This is a genomic window from Streptomyces sp. NPDC048566 (assembly GCF_043199735.1).
Lineage (GTDB): Bacteria > Actinomycetota > Actinomycetes > Streptomycetales > Streptomycetaceae > Streptomyces.
This window is the reverse complement of record NZ_JBICWL010000005.1, coordinates 257975-275445: the sequence shown is the minus strand read 5'-3', so window position 1 is coordinate 275445 and position 17471 is coordinate 257975. Positions and strand designations below refer to the sequence as shown.

The window sequence follows — 17471 nt, the reverse complement described above, 5'->3', positions numbered from 1 at the left end:
ACGCGTGGTGTGCTCACCCGGTGCCGTGATCGCATGCTCGCGTGTGGCAGCGCGCGGGCGACGGCATTGCGCCGCGGCCCGGCGTGTCCCTGGCCCCTGAGGTTGGGGAGCGGTGTCGGGGGTGGCGCGTCCGGGGGCGGGGAGCGTGGTGCCGTCCCGCGTGGCGCCGTCCCCGTGGCCGCTGCCGGTCCGGCCGGCGGTACGCCGTGGCCGTCCCGTCGGGCCGGTCGGGGGCTCCGAGGGGAGTGTCGTCGCGGGGTCGACCGGCCGCGCCCGGTGAACGACTCCGCCCCGCCACCGGCGCGGAGGTGACGGGGCGTGCATGCGTGGGGGTTCGGTCCGGTCGGCCGTGGTGACGGGCGCGTGGTGGCGGCGGCGGTCCGCCGCACCGCCCGTGACGAGCGGGCCGGGTCAGGCCAGGGACAGGAACAGCTTCTCCAGCCGGCCGCGCATCGCGTCGCGGTCCTCGCCGGAGCGGCTGCCGTCCTCCAGGTCGGTCAGGCACTGCTGGAGCCCGGTCGCGATGATCGCGAAGCCCGCCCGGTCCAGCGCGCGCGACGCCGCCGCCAGCTGCGTGACGACCTCCTCGCAGTCGCGGCCCTCTTCGATCATCCGGATCACGCCCGAGATCTGGCCCTGCGCCCGGCGCAGCCGGTTCAGGACCGACTTCAGTTCGGCTCCCGCCAGATCAAGATCCATCATCACTCCTCATGAATACCCCCAGGGGTAATATACTCCCCATGTCCGGGGGTACCTGTGACGAACAAGGATGACAGCCTCCGTGGCGCCGCCCACATCGCCCCGCCCCCTTGATCGGCCCGGCATGGCGCGGGCGCGCCACCGGCCCGCACCGCATGCGGGAGACCCTCCACCCCACGTCCCGCTCGCGGGTCCGCCCGGCCGCTCGTGTCCGCATGCCGCCGCAGCGGTGCGGCGGCGGACGCGGACGGTCCCGCGGTGCGCGCGGCGTCAGCCGTTGCGCAGCCGGGCGAGCGTGGCGTCGAGGTCGGCCTTGCCGGGCCGGTTGTGGGGGAGCTTCGCGAGCATCGCCGCCATGCCGCAGGTGTTGGTGACGGCCGAGAAGACCAGCCCGCCGGCGATGCCCGCGGACAGCAGCCGGAACGCGGGGTGGACCACCTCGCCCAGCGCGAGGCCGAGCAGCACGACCGACCCGGCGGTCAGGCGCACCTGCCGTTCCATGGCCCACGTGGTCTTGCCGCCGCCCTCGGGACGGTGCAGGTCGTGGCCCTGGGCGGCCCAGGCGCCGGTGCCTCCGGAGAGCGTGGCGGTGTCGATGCCGTTCTCCGCGAGGGTGCGGCAGGCGTTCTCGGAGCGGGCTCCGGAGGCGCAGACCACGAGGATGTCGCCGCGCCGTGCCGCCTCGCGGATGTCGGGCAGGGCCCGCTGCATCTGGTCGAGCGGGATGTTCAGGGCCCCGGGGAGGTGGCCTCCGGCGTACTCGCCGGGGGTGCGCACGTCGATGACGGTGAGTTCGTGCAGGCGGCTGCTGGCGTGGCGGGGCTCGATGGCGGTGGGGGTGGGGGTGGGGGTGGTCATGGTGGTGTAAGTCCTCCGGTGTGCCGGGAATTCCCGCTGCGGGCGATTCCCGATGGGTGATGGGTTGTGCGTGGGTGCGAAAGAAGGGGTGCGTGCGAGGGTGGCGCGGATCGGGCGGGTGCCGGATGCGGGTGGCCCCCTGGGTGCCGCCGGGAAGGCGGTCACACGAGGACGTCCACCACCATGAAGGCGGCGACCGCGAGGAGCACGTAGGCGAAGAGGCGTTGCAGCGACTGCACGTCGAGCTTCTTCGCCAGGCGTTTGCCGTCCCAGGCGCCGAGGATGGCCGCCGCCGTGAAGGGGGCGACGACCGCCCAGTCCAGGTGTGTGCCGGTGCCGGCCCGGGCGCCGAGGGCGGCGAGCGAGTTGATCGTGATGACCAGCAGGCTGGTGCCGACGGCCCGGCGCATGGGCAGGCTGAGCACGCTCACCAGGGCGGGGACCGCGAGGAAGCCGCCGCCCACCCCGAGGAATCCGGTCACCGCGCCCAGTCCGCCGCCCGCCGCCGCGGCCTTGCCGGGCCGCACCGCGCCGGTGGGGCCGCCGCGAGCGGGCCGCAGCATGCGCAGGGCCGCGAGCGCGGCGAGGACAGCGAACGCCAGGGTCAGCAGCGTCTGCGGAAGGTGTCCGGCCAGCGCGCCCGCGATCATCGCGGGCACGATGCCGGCCGCCGCGAACAGCAGGCCCGTCCGCCAGGCCACGTTGCCGTCCCGGGCGTGCCCGGCGAGCGCGGTGACCGACGTCAGGGTCACGATGACGAGGCTGGCGGTGGTGGCCTCGGCGGGGGTGAAGCCGAGGAGGTAGATGAGGGCGGGGACCGCGAGGACGCTGCCGCCCCCGCCGAGACCGCCCAGGGCCAGGCCGACGACGGCACCGGCGACCAGCGCGAGGATCAGTGCGGTCATGCTATCGAGCCGCTGTTCCCGTGTCCGTCGACGACAGGGTGCCCCGCGGCGGCCCACGCCTGCATGCCGCCCTTCACGTCCACCGCGTCGGCGCCCCGTCCGGTCAGCAGATCGGCCGCCTGCTGCGAACGGCGTCCGCTGCGGCAGATCACCACCAGCGGCCGGCCCTGGGCCGCGGACGGCAGGGCCGCGCCGGTGGCCAGGGAGGACAGGGGCAGGTGGACGGCGCCGGGGGCGTGCCCCGCGCTCCACTCGGCCCGCTCGCGCACGTCCAGCAGGACGGCGGGTGCGTCGCCGCCCTGCGTGCGCCGACGGGCCTCGTCCACGGTGACGCGGTCGGCGCCACGACGGAAGAAGGACATCTCGAAACCTCTCGGGGGGAGTTGTGGGGGCGGACGGGTGGTGCCGGTCAGCCGGTGACGACGGTCAGTCCCGCGTCGGCGGCGGAGTCGAAGCCGTCGTCCACGGCCACCACGTCCCGCCCGGCGGCGTCCAGCAGTGAGGCCGCGATCCCGGCCCGCATGCCGCCCGCGCAGTGCACCCACACGGTTCCGGCCGGGACCTCGTGCAGCCGCTTGTGCAGCTGGTGGATCGGGATGTGCACGGAGCCCGCGAGGTGTCCGGCGGCCCGCTCGGAGTCCCGGCGCACGTCCAGCACCACGATCCCGTCGGTGCCGTGCTCGGCGAGGCCCGCGAAGGTGGAGCGCGGGAAGGAGGCCGGGGCGACGCCCTCGGGCGTCCACTCCTGCGGGGTCCCGGTCGCGGCGGACGCGGGACGGTCGATGCCGACCCGGACGAGTTCGCGCTGCGCGTCGGCCAGTTGCCCGGGGGACTCGGCGAGCAGCGTCACGGGCTTGCCCCACGGGATCATCCAGGCCAGGTACGTGGCGATCTTGCCCTCGGCCTCGAAGTTGAAGGAGCCGGCGACGTGGCCCTCGGCGAACGCGACCCGGTTGCGCAGGTCCACCACCCACTCGCCGGCCGCGAGCCGGGAGGCGATCTCCCCGGCGTCCGCGACGGCCGGCGGCGTCAGGTCCACCGGGGCGGGTCCGGCGGCGTTCGCGGGGCCCATGTGCGCGTAGTACGCGGGCACGTCGTCGAGGTCGGCGAGGAGCCGGGCGACGAAGGAGTCGACGTCCTCGGTGAGTGCCGCGTTGACGGCCTTTTCCTTGCCGATCGTCGTGGCGTCGCCCTCTGCCTGGGCGGAGGAGCAGAAGCTGCCGAACCCGTGGGTGGGCAGGACGGCCGTCTCGTCCGGCAGCTCCGCCGCGAGGCGGTGGGCGGAGGCGTGCTGGGCGCGGGCCAGGTCCTCGGTCAGCCGCGGCTCGACCAGGTCGGGCCGGCCCACGGTCCCGATCAGCAGTGATCCGCCGGTGAACGCGGCCACCGGCTGCCCCTGCTCCAGCAGGACGTAGGCGGTGTGGTGGGGCGTGTGACCGGGGGTCGCGACCGCCCGCAGCTCCAGGCCGTCGTCGACGGTCACGGTGTCGCCGTCGGCCACCGGCACCCGGGCGAACGAGACGCGGGCCGCCGCCGGTACCAGGTACCGGGCGCCGGTGACCCGGGCCAGCTCGAGCCCCCCGGTGACGTAGTCGTTGTGGAGGTGGGTCTCGACCACGTGCGAGATCCGCACCCCGCGCCGGGCGGCGGCGGCCAGCACCTGGTCGACGTCGCGCGGCGGGTCCACGGCCACTGCCTGCCGGCCGCCGCCGGCCAGGTAGTGGCGGTTGCCCAGGCCCTCGAGCTCGATGGTGTCGATGAAGAACACGAAGATGTCCCTTCCCACGATAATTACCCCCCCGGGTATGTACTCCACCGTAACATGAGTACCCCCGGGGGTATTCCGTCGATGCTGGAGGTCCCCCGTCGCGCGGCCGCCGGCCCTGCCCGGCGGCCCCGGGGGCGCGCCCTGCGGCGGCCCGGTGGCGCCTGGGCGGGCCGGGGCGGACCAGGCCCGCCCCGGCCCGGCGGCCGGGTCAGATGCGGCCGGTCAGCATGCCGCGCCAGTAGAGCTGCGGCAGCGCGTATCGCTTGAAGAGCCACATGTCGCGCCGTTCCCTGAAGGTGTCGATCAGCGGGAACGTCGGCGCGGGCTTCAGGTCGTAGTCGAACTCGGCGAGCACCATCCGGTCGCGGGCGGTCACCAGCGGGCAGGAGGTGTAGCCGTCGTAGCGCCGCGCCGGACGCCTGCCGGCCATCGCGTCGATCAGGTTCGCGGCCACGACCGGCGCCTGCTTGCGGATGGCGGCACCCGTCTTCGAGGTCGGCAGGTTCGCCACGTCACCGAGCGTGAACACGGTCGGATACCGCGGGTGCCGCAGCGTGTGCCGGTCGGCGGCGACGAACCCCTGCGGGCTCGCCGGGTCGGCGAGCGGACTCCGCTTGACCCAGTCGGGCGCGCTCTGCGGCGGCACCGCGTGCAGCAGGTCGTAGGGGACCGTCTCGGCGGTGCCGTTCGCGCGATCGGTCAGGACGACCTCCCCGCGGTCCGCGTCCACCGCGGTCATCTCCGAACTCAGCCGCACCTCGATGCCGTACCGCCGCGCCACCCGCTCCAGCACGCGCTCCCACTCCGGCACCTTGAACAGCACGGGATCGGGGATGACGAGGACGACCCGGATGTGGTCCAGCACCTTCCGCCGGCGCCAGTGGTCCGCCGCCAGGTACGCGATCTTCTGGGGTGCGCCCCCGCACTTCAGCGGCGTCGCCGGATGGGTGAAGACGGCTGTGCCGGAGCGCATGCCCTTGATCAGCTCCCAGGTCCGCGGGGCGTACTCGGGTGCGTAGTTGCTGCACACGCGGTCGTGCGCCATCGCGCCGGCGAGGCCCGGCACACCGTCCCAGTCCAGTTGCAGGCCGGGCGCCATCACCAGGTACTCGTAGGCGAGTTCGGAGCCCGTGTCCAGGGTGAGCGTCCGCGCCTCGGGGTCGACGGCGCGGGCGGCCCGGCGTATCCACCGCACGCCGTCCGGGACGACCGACGCCTCGGGGCGCCGGGTGCTGCGCAGCGGCGCCTGGCCGCCGCCCACCAGCGTCCACAGCGGCTGGTACCAGTGGCTGTCGGAGGGCTCGACCAGGGTGATGCCGGTGACCCCGGCGCGGCGCAGCCGGGCGGCGACACTGATTCCGGCACTGCCGCCGCCGACGACGGCGACGCGGTGCCGGCCGGCGATCGGTTCGTTGCGGGGTGAGGGGCTCGCGACCATGCTCGACGTCCTTCCCGTCCGGCCCGGCGGGCCGTGAGGCGATGGCGGCGACGCCCGCCCGGCGCCCGGCGCCCGGCGCGCCGACGGGTCCGGGGACGGGTCGCCCGCTGGTCCGGGGCCCTTCGGGACGGGCGCCGCACATCCGTTGGTTGCCTTCTCAAATACCCCCAGGGGTGTTTTCGGCAGTGAGCGTACGGAAGCGCCGCGAGGCGGTCAAATACCCGGCAGGGTATTTTGCCCGGGAGGTAACCCGGCGACCCGACCTCGGCGCGCGGCCGTCCACGGACGGCGGGCGCGGGCGGGCGCACGAGCCCCTGCGGGCGGCCGGGCACGGCCCTGCCGGTCACCTCGCTTCCGCGTCAGGTCGCCCGCTCCCGGGGGGACGGCGCGGCCTCCTCCAGGAACAGCCGGCCGGCACGGCGGGGAGTCGGCCCGCCCTCGGGGCCGTACCCGAGCCGGATCAGCATCTGCACGTGGTCGAAGGGCGCCGTCCGGCTCCGCAACCGGTCCCGCAGCTCGGGCCACTCCAGTGCCTGGTGCAGGAGCGAGGTCCGCAGCCCGTGGGCCGTGGCGACCAGCAGGACGTGCTGCATCGCCTGGCCGGCGCGCAGCCAGTCGCAGCGCCGGTCGTGGGCCGTGGTCAGCGAGGCGATGGTCGGGGAATGCTCGAACGACCGCGCGGGCAGCCGCTCCGCGGGACGGCGCGCGGAGAAGTCCCGCATCGGCAGCCGTTCGAACGCGTCCTGGGGTCCGAGGGCGGTCGACGGAATCCCGCTGTCGGCGCCGGCGTCCCGGTCCGTCCAGCGGCGGCTCTCGACCGTGCGCCTCGCGTCGTCGTGGTTGCGCTGCTCGGCCTGCGCCGTCACACGCAGCAGGCGCGCCGCCTCGCGCGGACCCGGCACCGTGAGCCGCGCCCCCTCCGGATGGGCCGCTTCCATCAGGGCGAGCAGGAGGGGGCCGGGCACGCCCTCGTTGCGGAAGGGGAGCCGGCTGCTGTGGCGGCGCCAGATGGCGTCGTACAACTCGGGGGAGTGCACCGTGTGGTTGCCCGCCCGGCCGGCGATCCGCACGGAGCCGAGAAGCCCGGGGTCGCGCGGATCGGGGAGCAGCCGTGTCACCGGCCGGCGGCCAAGGTGCGCCACTGCCAAACGCAGGTTGAACAGCGCGGCACCGGCAGCGAGGTGCAGGGCCCTGCCGTGCGGATCCTCGAAGGGCAGCGCCCGCTCCGCCGCGGCGTGGATCTCCAGGACGGGATCGTCGCCGGCCAGCCGGAAGCGCCACGGCTGCGTGTTGTGCATCGACGGTGCTGCGACGGCGGCGGACACGAGCTGCTCCAGCGTCGCCGCGTCCGGATAGGTCGAGGACATGGCGGCCTCCCGCCGGACGAGGTGGGGCCGCGGGCGTGCGGCTCTCCTCAGGCTGGACCCGCGGCTGCCCGATGCGCAGGGGCCGACCGTCCCGTCCCGCGGGCTGGACGGCCGCGACGTGCTCCGCCACCGGTCGCGCGGGTTGCGCGGTGCCGTGATCGTCCTCCGCCCGGGCCGCGGCGGGCCCCGGCGAGGCGGCCCGGACCCCCGTCCGGAGGCGGGCCGCCGCCCGGCCCGGGACGGCCCGGCGGGGGCCGAACGCGGTCGGGCGGCGGTGGACGCCCCGTGCCGGACCCTGCCGACGCCGTCGGCCGCGCAAGGGGTCGGACGCCGCGCGGCCCGGGCCGACCGGGCCCGCCGGACGGCCCGGGTGAGCGGCGCCACCCGGCACCCCGCCCGGGTGCCGCCCGGTCCACCGGCAGGCATCCTCCGGCGCTCACGGCCGGGCCGGGCCGGTTTTCAGCTCCCGGAGGCCGGCGACGTGATGAGCGCGGCCGTGGCCGCCGGGTCGACGAGGGCCGGCCTGCCCCGCTTCTACGTGGTCGTCCTGTTTCCAAGAGATCGCACCCGGGGACTTTCTGGTGGGCGGACGGCCCACCGCCCTCGGGCTGCGGATCGCCGTCGACCACATCGCCCGGCGCGATCCCGACGGGTCGGCGCGGCGCCGGACGGCCCGGTGGGTCGGCGGCAGGCTCCGCTCCCACCTCGCGCAACTCCCTGGCTTGCACTGGGAGTTCCACATCGACGAGACCAGCAGCGACCTCTGGATGATCAACGGCTTCGTGCCGCCCCCGCCCGTGTCCGACGCGGAGAGGACCTGGGCCCGGACGAACGCGGCGACGGCGTACTAGGGACCGGTGACGGTCCCGCGACGCGGGGTGCCGCCCCGGCGGGTACGGCCGCGCGGGTGTCGGCTGGGCGCGGGCCCGCGGTCCGAGACGGCCGTCGCCTTTCACGCCGGCCGTCCGGTGCGCGATCCCCGTCGCCGGGGGTCGTCCCCGTTCGGGGTCGACCCCCGGGTGCGACCCCCGCCGGGTGCGACCCCCGCCGCCGGTGCGTCCGCGGCGGCCCGGCTGCCTCAGGCGCCGGGCCGCAGCGCCGTGAGGACGAGGGTGACCGCTTGCTCGGCCCATCCCGGACGGCCGGCCCGGCCCGCCATGTAGTCGGCGTAGTACGGACCCAGCAGAGCCGACACGGCCGCGTCGAGATCCGCGTCCTCGCGGATCCGCCCGTCGTGCCGCGCCTGCTCCAGTGCCGCGCGCAGCAGCGATCGGCGGGGCAGTACGGTGCGTTCGCGCAGCAGGGCCAGGAGTTCGGGGGTGTGGGCCTCCTCGGCGAGGCAGGTGCCGATGAGGGCCATGCCGTTGACGCGTTCGACGGTGGCGGCGAAGTCCTCCAGGATGTTCACCAGGTAGGTGTGGAGGTCGGTGCCGGGCGGCGGGGCCTCGGCCATGCGGGCGGCGGCGAGAGCCGCGGTGAGGAGATCCGCCTTGGTCTTCCAGCGCAGATGGATGGTCGACTTGCTGACCTGCGCGGCGGCGGCCACCTGACTGAGGCTCATGCGCGTGTAGCCCTCGGAGGCCAGCAGGCTCAAGGCGGCCCGCAGGATGGCGGTGTCCTTCTCGGCCGAGCGCGGGCGCCCCGCGGTCCTGGTTTCCGTTCCACTCACCTGGTCAGCGTAGTCGAGTTCCCGAACCCGCCGGTTCGGAGTGGCGTGCGGGGCCGTTCGGCGGAAGGGGCCGAGAGGGGTCGTGGCGTCCCCTTCCGCCGCCCGGCCGGAGTGCCGGCGCCGTCGGTCAGGCGCCGGGGCGGGCGCCCGCGATGTGGAAGTTGAAGTCGCCGTGCCCGAGTGCGCCCCACAGGCGCAGCCAGAGGGGCAGCAGCATCTCGGTGCCGCGCGCGGTGGTGATGTCGCCCAGGTCGACGATGCTCGCCGGCGGCCAGCCGAAGGACAGCAGCATCTCCTCGACCTGCTTCTTGGCGTCGGCGTCGTCGCCGGAGACGAACACCTCGTGCTCGCCCGCCACCCGGGACGGGTCGACCATGACCGCGCAGTTCATCGTGTTGAGCGTCTTGACGACCCGCGCTCGCGGGAACGCGCGCTGGATCCGCTCGCCGAGGCTGTCGGTGTTGACCGGGTCCAGCGACGGCGGCATCCCGGCGGAGAAGTCCAGCGGGTTGGCGATGTCGACGAGCACCTTGCCGGCCAGGTTGTCCGCGCCCGCGGCGGACAGGACCTCCAGGCTGGCCGCACCCGCGGTCGTGTTGATCACGGTATCGGCCCGGCCCGACGCCTCGGCGAACGGGGTGAGGCGCACCGCGGGGTGCCCGGCCTGCCAGTGGGCGAAGGGCGGGTTGCCGTATCCGTCGGGCTCGGTGCGGGCGAGGGTGACTTCCGGGTCACGGGTGCCGACGACGGTCTCGTGACCGAGACCGCTGAGCTTGGCGGCGAGGGTCCGGCCGACGATGCCGGTGCCGAGGACGGCGTAGCGCATGGGATTCCTTCGAGCGGTGCGGACGGGACGGCCGGTCCGGCCGATGTGGAAAACCTAAACCGAGTGGTTCGGTATTGCAAGTGGGGCGGCGAGGGTGTGAAGGGCGTGGCGGGGTCGCCGTTTCGGCGGTTGGCGCGGTTCCGGCCGGCCGGCCCGGTGTGGCGGCCGGGTGGAACCGGCGGGTCGGCCGGGGTCCGTGGTGCGGGTGGAGCGGTCGAGTCGGGTGAAAGCCGTGCGGCGGTGACCTCGCCCTCACCAGGGGAGGCCACCGCCGCGACAGGAGCGGAGGGTCAGCGGGCGATCAGAGTGCAGCCTCCCGGGGTCGTGAAGACCTCGTGCAGGCTTCCCTCCGGCGTGCGGACGAAGGCGCGGCCGTACTCGTTCCGGCGGGCGATTCCGCCGTCGCTCCGAGGGCGCCGGCATGGTACGAACACTCCGCCCGGTCCGCGCCGTCGCTGCCGCAGTCCGGGCCGAACCCGTCGTCGTCGGACGCCTCGTCCCGGTCGGTGCCCCCACCGCCGGTCGGCGCCCCGCCCACCCCGGAAAGAGACCGTCGTTTCGCGATGCAGGACTCCACGATCACACCCCCCGAGACCGCCGCGGACGCGACCCGCCCGGGCCGTGCGTTCACCGCGGTGCAGGCCGCGATCCTCCTCAACGGCATCGGCACCCGCTGCGGACAACTGGCCATCGCCTGGTGGTCCTTGGGGCGCACCGGCAGCGCGACCTCCTTCGCCGCACTGGTCGCCGCCGGCTCGGGCGCCGAGGTCCTCGCCCGGGGACTGCTCGGCCGGCTCGGCGACACCCACCGGCCCGACCGGCTCGTCACCGCCTGCTACCTCGTCAGCGCCGTGCTGGTCGCCGGCCTGACCGGCCTCCACCTGGCCGGCCTCTACCAACCGGTCGTCCTGGCCGCCGGTCTCGTCGTGATCGGGCTGTGCAACGGCGTGCGCGAACCCGTGCAGACCACCCTGGTGCGGTCCCTGGTGCCGGTCGCGCTCGTCGAGACGGCCATGCGGCGCCGCGGCGGTGTCATGGCACTGTCCTCCGTGCTGGGGCCGATCGTGGCCGCCGTCCTGCTCGGCCTCGCCGGCACCGGACCCACCCTCGCGATCAACACCATTGCCGTGGCGGTGAGTTGTCTCCTCGTGGCGACGGTCTCCGCCACCTCCCCGGAGACGACCGGTGGCGGAGCCCCTCCGGGCAGGGGCGGCCGGACGTCCCTTGCGACGTGGTACCGCGGCACCGTCGACGGATGGCGTGCCGTGCACCGGATACGCTCCGAGTTCCACCTCGCCCTGCTGGCCCTCGCCGTCAACCTCGCCCTCTACCCGGTCTTCGCCGTGCTCCTGCCCGCGCTGACCCGCCGCGCCTTCCCCGACGCCACCTGGCTGATGGGGGTGGCCGAGGCGGCGTTCGGCGTCGGGCTGCTGCTCGGGAGCACCGGTCCCGTCGCCCGCCGCACCCGCGGCACGCGCACCCGATTCACCACCGTGACGGCCGGCTTCACCGCCACCGGCCTGTCGATCCTCGCCGCCGGGCTCGCCGCCGCACGTCTCACCGGCCGCCCCGGCCCGCTGGCGGCCGTACTCGCCGCCTGCTTCCTCGTCGGCGGCGTCGGACTCGTCACGGTCACGGTCACCACGTCCACCGTGCGGGTCCTCGCCACCCCCGCCGGGATGCGCAACCGCGTCACCGCCGGCGTCACCTTCCTGTCCGGACTGGCCATCCCGCTCGGCAACCTGCTCGGCGGCTCCCTCGCCGAACGCCTCTGGGAGGGGCCCGCCATGGCCGCCCTCGGCCTGGCCGTCCTCGCCGCGACCGCCGCCGGCGCCACCAGCCGCGACCTGCGCACGGTGCTGACCCTGCCCGACGACGCCGTCCCGGATGCCTACGGCCGCCTCTATCCGCTCGCCTTCCCCGGCGGCGAGCCGGAGGAGGTGACGATCACCGGTGAGGGCAGGCCGTGAGCCGTCCCCAATCTGCCGCTGGAACGCGGGCGTTGTGCCGTCGACGCGGCGGAGACTCGGTCAAACGGGAGATCGGGACCGCCAAAGCCCGTCTCCACCGGGAGCCTCACCGGCTTGCCCTCCGAACGCGGGGGCGGGCGCGGAGGGCGACCTGAAACGGCGGTCGTACGGCCGTTCCCGGCATGTCGCAGGCGGCGGCGGCTCGAAGGCGCCCGGGCCCGACGTGGGCGGGGTACCCCGGAGCCGTCCGACGGGCGGTGGCGGCTCCGGCACGGGCTGGTGGGAACCGCCGTGACGGCCGCCGCGCCTACCAGTGAACGGGCCGGCTGAGCGAGGGCGGCAGCCGGGTCGCCGCGTCGCCCCTGGCCGCGTTGAGCTGCGCCTGGGTGAGGAACAGCGCGCCGGTGAGGTCGGCGCCGCTCAGGTCGGCGTCGCGCAGATCGGCCCCGATCAGGTCGGCGTCGCGCAGGTCGGCCCCGCGCAGGTCGGCGGCGACGAGGAGCGCGCCGCGCAGGCTCGCCCCCCGCAGGTCGGCTTCGGGAAGTTTCGCGCCCATCAGGTCGGCCCCGCGGTGGTTCTTCTTGCGGCCGGGGACTTGCTCTCGGACGAGCTCGCCGGCCTTCAGCAGCAGGACGTTCACCTCGCCGCGCAGCGCGTTCACGTCCAGCCCGGTGATCGACTCGGCGCTGCCGCGGGTCAGGCCGTCGACACGGGTCAGTGCCTGCCGCAGCTTCTTGTGGACCGGGCGGGCCGGTGCGAGATCGAGGGCCTCGGTGATGTACCAGAGCAGCTCGTGCAGCTGCCGCATGACGGGGAAGACCTCGAACATGGGGCGTGCGGTCTCCGGTGCCCGGCGCCAGTCGGTGCCACCGAAGGTGACCTGGGACACCTTCTGCCCGGCGCCGAAGCAGTCGAAGACGGTGCAGCCGGGGTAGCCCTTGTCGCGCAGCTGTGCGTGGATGCCGCAGCGGAAGTCCGACCGGAGGTTGGAGCACGGCTGCCCGGCTGCCTTGTCGGCGGCGAAGTCGGTGGAGCGGGAGAACGGCAGGGCCACGCAGCACAGACCGAAGCAGTCGGCGCAGTCCGCCTGCAGCTCCGTGCGGTCCCGCGCTCCGTGGTCCGCCGGGCCACCGCCGTCCTGTGGGCCCGTCCCGGCCTGCGGTGTCGCGCCGTCGCGGCCGGCGGCGCCGCGCCCCCGGCCCTCCCGGCCCGCGGACGCGGCAGCTTCGCGGCCCTGGGCGGCGGACGGGTGCTTTCGCTCTCCGGTCTGGGCCGAGCGCCCTTGCCCGTCGCCCGCGGAAGACCGCCGGCGTCCCGCCGGGGGCGAGGGCTGCCGGGGCTCTCCGCTCGCGGCGGAGCGCTTGCGCCCTCCGGCCGACGAGGGCTTTCCGTGCTGTGGCGACACTGTCCGTGCTCCTGGTGTGCGGCCGGCACCGCCTGCCGCGATGCTCCGAGAACGGCATCCATTCTCGCAGACGGTGCAGGTCGCCCGAGCGGTCGGCGAACCGGGCGCGTTCCCGCTCGCGGTCTCGTGGGTGTGTCCGGGTGCCGTGAGCTCGTCGTCATGCTGCCGACGGGGAGCGGCGGCCGGCGGAGGGCGCCGCCGGTTACCTGCGGCGGCCGGCTGGAGGCGAACCTCCCGCCCGTGGGCGGCGACCGGCTGGATGCCGATGGGCAGACCCTCGCGGCTCTGCCCCGGCGGAAGGCCGGCCGTATCTATTCGTCGCCTGGGCGGCGAGCGTCGTCCAGGACGTCTCGCAGGGCCCAGTAGGCGGGTTTCGCCTCGTACGTCGCGTCCCAGGGGAGAGCGTTTCCCGGACTCGGGGGATAGTGCCGCAGGTCAGCCGTGGAGCCGTACTTGTCGGTGAAACCCCAGGTCGAGAACGAGGTGCAGTTGGGTTCTTCGACGCAGACGGCGAGTTTCCCCGCCAACTGGCGGGCCTGGACGTCCTCTTCGTCCTCGTCGACGAGGACGTCCGACTCCGAGACCCGGGCCTTCAGGCCGAGTTCGGCCAGAGCCCGGACCTTGCGTCGGAAGACCTCCGGATCGGTACGGTCGCCGACCGCGTATTCGTGGTCCTGGAAACCGACGCCATCGATCGGAACGCCCCGCTCCTTCAGCCGGATCAGCAGGGCGTAGAGGGCGTCCCAGCGCGGACCGTCCTCCTCCACCCCGTACTCGTTGAGGTACAGCACGGCGTGCGGGTCGGCCTCGCGGGCGGCGCGGAAGGCGATGTCGATGTACCGCTCGCCCATCGCCTCGAACCACAACTGCGGCCGCACGCCCCGGTTGCCGTTGGAGTAGTCCTCGTCCTCGTCGGACATGGGCTCGTTCACCACGTCCCATTCCGCCACCTTCCCCCGGAAGTGGCCCGCTACCGCACGTATGTGCTCCACCATGACGCGCCTGCGCTGCTCGTGCGTCATCCCCGCGCGCATCCAGGCGGGCAGGGCTTCGAACCAGACGAGGGTGTGGGCGTGCACCTTCATCCTGTTGGCCTCGGCGAATTCCGCCAAGGTGTCGCCTTCCGCGAAGGCGAACACGCCGCGCCGAGGCTGGACGAACTGCGGCTTGAAGTCGTTCTCCGGTGTCAGCATGGAGAACTCCTCACCCGCCGTCCGGCGGTAGGCGCCGTCGGTCAGCAAGGGGCCCGCGGCCAGGGCGGTTCCCATGCGGATCGGGCGCGGGAGAACCGCCGCCAGATCACGCATCGCATCGCTGGACCGTGGGACTCGCAGGCCGGGCGCGTCCACGACGGACATCCGGCCCCGTCCCAGTGACCGCGCGTGGAGAGCGCTGAGAGTCCAGCCCTTCCCGCGGGATCCCGCGTCCGCGCCGAACCAGATGCGGCCACCGCCGAAGACGTCCCGCGCGGGAACGGTCCCCACCACCCTGCCGTCGGCCTCCATCACCAGCCTGTCCGCGCGGACTTCGAGGGCCAGGCGGACGTCGAGCCCTAGGCCGCTCCCGAAGGTCCGGGTCATCGCAGGTCTGTCGGAGTCCCCGTCCCAGCGGTCGATCCGGAGCCTGTCGCCGACCACGCCGATGCGCACGCCGCGCCGTTCGTAGCGCCATTCGTCGTAGACGACCGGCGTCTCACCGTACAGATGCAGGTAGGCACCCGTGTCATCCGTGCGCCGCAGGCCGGCTTCGATCCGGACATCCCCGCGGAACACCATGTGGGGACCGCGCAGGTTCACCGGCGGGTTCGGCTGTCCGCCCGTACCGTCCTGGCGTGTGATGCGCCGGTCCAAGGGGGTGACCCGTACCCCTGCGTCCGTGGGCTTCCCGCCGGCGAAGTGAGCCCAGTCCCTGCCGTTCAGGAGATCTTCCACCGGTCCCCCCGCGGGCGCGGAGAGGCCGGCACGGTCCCCCGAGACACCCGTGACCAAGGCACACACAACCGCGATGACGGCACTCTTTCGAAACCGCATGAACAGCAGCACTCCGCATCCTCAGCCCGTCTTTCGACGGCATCGCCCTCCCCGGCCACACCGTCGCCGAGCACCCTCTCCCCAGCCGCGGCAAGAACGGTACGCAACCGATCGGGCCGCCCGCTGTGCATGATCGCGATTGTCTCAGGTGTGACGGACCGTCGGCCGGGGACCGTTCGGGAACGACGGCCGGAAGGCGGTCGCAGCGGACAACAAGCCGGCTCGGTACGGTGCGCGATGTTCCGCAGGGTCTTCGACCAAAAGGCGTGCCCGTGTACAGTGAAGACCGCCCTTGACCTGCACAAAGCAGGCAGGGAGCCGTCTTCCGGGAGTTCAACATGCTGCGCACCATGTTCAAGTCCAAGATCCACCGTGCCACCGTCACGCAGGCCGACCTGCACTACGTCGGGTCCGTCACCATCGACGCCGCGTTGCTCGACGCCGCCGATCTGCTGCCCGGCGAGCTCGTCCACATCGTCGACATCACCAACGGCGCCCGGCTGGAGACCTACGTCATCGAAGGCGAGCGCGGTTCCGGGGTCATCGGGATCAACGGCGCCGCCGCCCATCTGGTCCAGCCCGGCGATCTGGTGATCATCATCAGCTACGCTCAGGTCGAGGACGCCGAGGCGCGGACCCTGCGGCCGAAGGTCGTGCACGTGGACCGGGACAACCGGATCGTCTCCCTCGGCGCGGATCCGTCCGAACCCGTGCCGGGGTCGGACCAGCAGCGCAGCCCCCAGGCCGTCGCGGGCTGAGCGCCGGTCTCCACGGCGCACGGGCCGGAGCAGGGCGCCCGGACGGGCCGCCCGACGAGCCGAGGAGTGGCCGTGAGCGACATCGAGATCCGTGACGACCGGTCGGGCGGGCGCCTGGAGGCGTTCGCCGGCGACTAGGTGGTCGGGCACGTCGAGTACTTCGTCCTGGAGGAGCCCGCGCGCGCCCTGGTCCCCGTCCACACCCTCGTGGAGCCCGAGCACGAGGGGCAGGGCATCGCCGGGTCACTCGCCCGGGAGCTGTACGGGATCGCCGCGCGCGAGGGCGTCGTCGTGGTTCCGCTCTGCCCGTACGTCGCGAAGTGGGCGGAGCGCCATCCCGCCGACGCCCCGGCGGCCGACCCCGCGCTGCGGCGGGCGGCGCTGAAGTGGCTCCAGGCGCACCCCGGGCGTTTCTGATGTCCCCGGCGGTGCCGCCGGTCCGTCCTGCCCGCCCCTCGGCCGGGCCGCCCGGCCGAGGGAGGCATCCGGGAGCGGCGGAGCCCGGCGCGGCCCCCGCGGCCCCGTCCGGACCCCTCGCGCTGCTCCACACCTCTTCGGCGCACATCCCCGTCTTCGACGCCCTCCGCGACCAGGAGCACGAGGGACTCGGCCTGCGGCACCACGTCGAGGAGGGGCTGCTGGCGCGGGCCCGCCGCGACGGGCCCGCGGCCGTGGCCGACGACGTCCGGACGGTGCTGCGCCGCGCCGTCGACGCCGGTGCCCGCGCCGTGCTCTGCACCTGCTCCACCCTCGGCGCGGTCGCCGAACGGACCGGCGCCGCCGTGCCCGTCCTCCGGGTGGACCGGCCCATGGCCGCGGCGGCGGTCGCCGCCGGACCGCGCGTCGTCGTGCTCGCCACGGTGGCGAGCACCCTCGGGCCCACCGTCGCACTGATCGAGGAGGAGGCCCGCCTCGCCGGCCGGGCCGTCGAGGTCCGCACCCGGCTCGTCGCCGACGCGTGGGACCTGTTCGCGGCAGGCGACACGGGCGGCTGCGCCCGCCTGGTGGCCGATGCGGCCGACGCCGTCACGGAGGCCGACGCGATCGTCCTCGCCCAGGCGTCCATGACACCGGCCCAGGACCTGGTCGGCACCGCCGTCCCGGTACTGTCCAGCCCCCGCCTCGGCCTGGCCGCCGCCGCGGCGGCCGTCCGCCGTCAGACCCCGTCAGAGCACAGCCGCGCCCGCAGCGGCGGCAGCGCTCCGCCGCCGTCCGCCGTCGGCCGGTAACGGGCCGAGCGCGCCGTGGTCGCGGACCCCGGCCCGTTGCCCCACCTGGCCCGCACCGGCGGCACGACGGGGTGAGTGCATGGTCCGCTGCCGGGTACGCGGGGAACAGTCCAGGGCCGACGTACCGACTGGCTGGAGGACCGCCATGACACAGCCGTATCCCGATCCCGTTCCGCCGGGCCCCACGCCCGGGCCGACCCCCGAGCCCCCGGCGCCCGGACCGTCCCCCTTCCCGGACCCGGTGCCGGACCCCGGTGGTCCCGAGCCCGCGCCCGCCCCGCCGCGGCCGGACCCGACGCCCGGGCCGGGCGGACCCGAACCCGTACCCGGGCCGGAGCCCGTGCCGTCGCCGTCCCCCGTTCCCAAGCCGCCGGGCCCGGACCCCGTGCCGGAGCCGGAGCCGCAGCCGGGGCCGCTGTCCTGAGACCCGGCCGCGGACGGACGAACCGGCGGAAGCGGCCACACCTGTCGGGGTGTGGCCGCTTCCGCCGGTCCGGGGCCGCCGGTCCGCTTCCGCCGGTCCGGCCCGCCGGTCCGGCCTGCCGGTCC

The 17471-nt window shown here is 74.7% G+C and carries 15 protein-coding genes and 1 pseudogene; 5 read left to right on the top strand and 11 right to left on the bottom strand.

The window, feature by feature from the left end; genetic code table 11:
* Positions 1-411: 411 nt before the first annotated feature.
* From ACGFS9_RS11900 to ACGFS9_RS11870, 7 genes are all read right to left on the bottom strand, one after another.
* Positions 412-699 (bottom strand): metal-sensitive transcriptional regulator, encoded by a 288-nt coding sequence (locus tag ACGFS9_RS11900; RefSeq protein ID WP_393252630.1) that lies wholly within the window; start codon positions 697-699, stop codon positions 412-414.
* Between the two features lie 270 nt (positions 700-969).
* Positions 970-1557, bottom strand: a complete 588-nt coding sequence (locus tag ACGFS9_RS11895) for a rhodanese-like domain-containing protein (protein ID WP_393252446.1) — start codon at positions 1555-1557, stop codon at positions 970-972.
* Between the two features lie 161 nt (positions 1558-1718).
* Complete coding sequence (locus ACGFS9_RS11890) at positions 1719-2462, bottom strand: sulfite exporter TauE/SafE family protein (protein ID WP_393252444.1); 744 nt, start codon at positions 2460-2462, stop codon at positions 1719-1721.
* On the bottom strand, positions 2459-2824 hold the full coding sequence (locus ACGFS9_RS11885; RefSeq protein WP_393252442.1) for a rhodanese-like domain-containing protein: 366 nt from the start codon (positions 2822-2824) through the stop codon (positions 2459-2461). Before ACGFS9_RS11885 ends, ACGFS9_RS11890 begins: the two co-directional genes overlap by 4 nt.
* Positions 2825-2871: 47 nt before the next feature.
* Positions 2872-4230 carry a rhodanese-like domain-containing protein gene (locus tag ACGFS9_RS11880; protein ID WP_393252629.1) on the bottom strand — a complete coding sequence of 453 codons (1359 nt, stop codon included), beginning with the start codon at positions 4228-4230 and terminating at the stop codon, positions 2872-2874.
* A gap of 208 nt (positions 4231-4438) precedes the next feature.
* Entirely contained in the window at positions 4439-5668 is a 1230-nt protein-coding gene (locus ACGFS9_RS11875; RefSeq protein WP_393252441.1) for an FAD-dependent oxidoreductase, read from the bottom strand.
* A gap of 359 nt (positions 5669-6027) precedes the next feature.
* A complete protein-coding gene (locus ACGFS9_RS11870) occupies positions 6028-7035 on the bottom strand; it encodes an Acg family FMN-binding oxidoreductase (RefSeq protein ID WP_393252440.1) in 1008 nt (335 codons plus the stop codon).
* Positions 7036-7616: 581 nt separating this feature from the next.
* Here ACGFS9_RS11870 and ACGFS9_RS11865 point away from each other — a divergent pair.
* Positions 7617-7886, top strand: a complete 270-nt coding sequence (locus tag ACGFS9_RS11865; protein WP_393252439.1) for a tautomerase family protein — start codon at positions 7617-7619, stop codon at positions 7884-7886.
* 227 nt (positions 7887-8113) lie between these two features.
* On the opposite strand, the gene ACGFS9_RS11860 is transcribed toward ACGFS9_RS11865, so the two are convergent.
* A complete protein-coding gene (locus tag ACGFS9_RS11860) occupies positions 8114-8704 on the bottom strand; it encodes a TetR/AcrR family transcriptional regulator (RefSeq protein WP_393252438.1) in 591 nt (196 codons plus the stop codon).
* Between the two features lie 127 nt (positions 8705-8831).
* Entirely contained in the window at positions 8832-9530 is a 699-nt protein-coding gene (locus tag ACGFS9_RS11855) for an NADPH-dependent F420 reductase (protein WP_393252437.1), read from the bottom strand.
* Between the two features lie 563 nt (positions 9531-10093).
* Between ACGFS9_RS11855 and ACGFS9_RS11850 the strand changes: the two genes are divergently transcribed.
* Positions 10094-11500 carry an MFS transporter gene (locus ACGFS9_RS11850; protein ID WP_393252435.1) on the top strand — a complete coding sequence of 469 codons (1407 nt, stop codon included), beginning with the start codon at positions 10094-10096 and terminating at the stop codon, positions 11498-11500.
* 307 nt (positions 11501-11807) lie between these two features.
* Here the strand turns inward: ACGFS9_RS11850 and ACGFS9_RS11845 are convergent, their stop codons facing one another.
* Positions 11808-12593: a pentapeptide repeat-containing protein gene (locus ACGFS9_RS11845; RefSeq protein WP_393252628.1), complete on the bottom strand. Its 786-nt coding sequence runs from the start codon at positions 12591-12593 to the stop codon at positions 11808-11810.
* 623 nt (positions 12594-13216) lie between these two features.
* Entirely contained in the window at positions 13217-14836 is a 1620-nt protein-coding gene (locus ACGFS9_RS11840; protein ID WP_393252433.1) for an endo-1,4-beta-xylanase, read from the bottom strand.
* Positions 14837-15273: 437 nt separating this feature from the next.
* Between ACGFS9_RS11840 and panD the strand changes: the two genes are divergently transcribed.
* The 3 genes and pseudogenes from panD to ACGFS9_RS11825 all read left to right on the top strand — a co-directional run bounded on the left by panD (position 15274) and on the right by ACGFS9_RS11825 (position 16922).
* A complete protein-coding gene (gene panD, locus ACGFS9_RS11835) occupies positions 15274-15693 on the top strand; it encodes an aspartate 1-decarboxylase (protein WP_393252431.1) in 420 nt (139 codons plus the stop codon).
* Positions 15694-15765: 72 nt separating this feature from the next.
* Positions 15766-16110 (top strand): annotated as a pseudogene (locus ACGFS9_RS11830) (GNAT family N-acetyltransferase).
* Positions 16110-16922 carry an aspartate/glutamate racemase family protein gene (locus tag ACGFS9_RS11825; protein WP_393252429.1) on the top strand — a complete coding sequence of 271 codons (813 nt, stop codon included), beginning with the start codon at positions 16110-16112 and terminating at the stop codon, positions 16920-16922. Before ACGFS9_RS11830 ends, ACGFS9_RS11825 begins: the two are co-directional and overlap by 1 nt.
* The last annotated feature ends 549 nt before the right edge of the window (positions 16923-17471 follow it).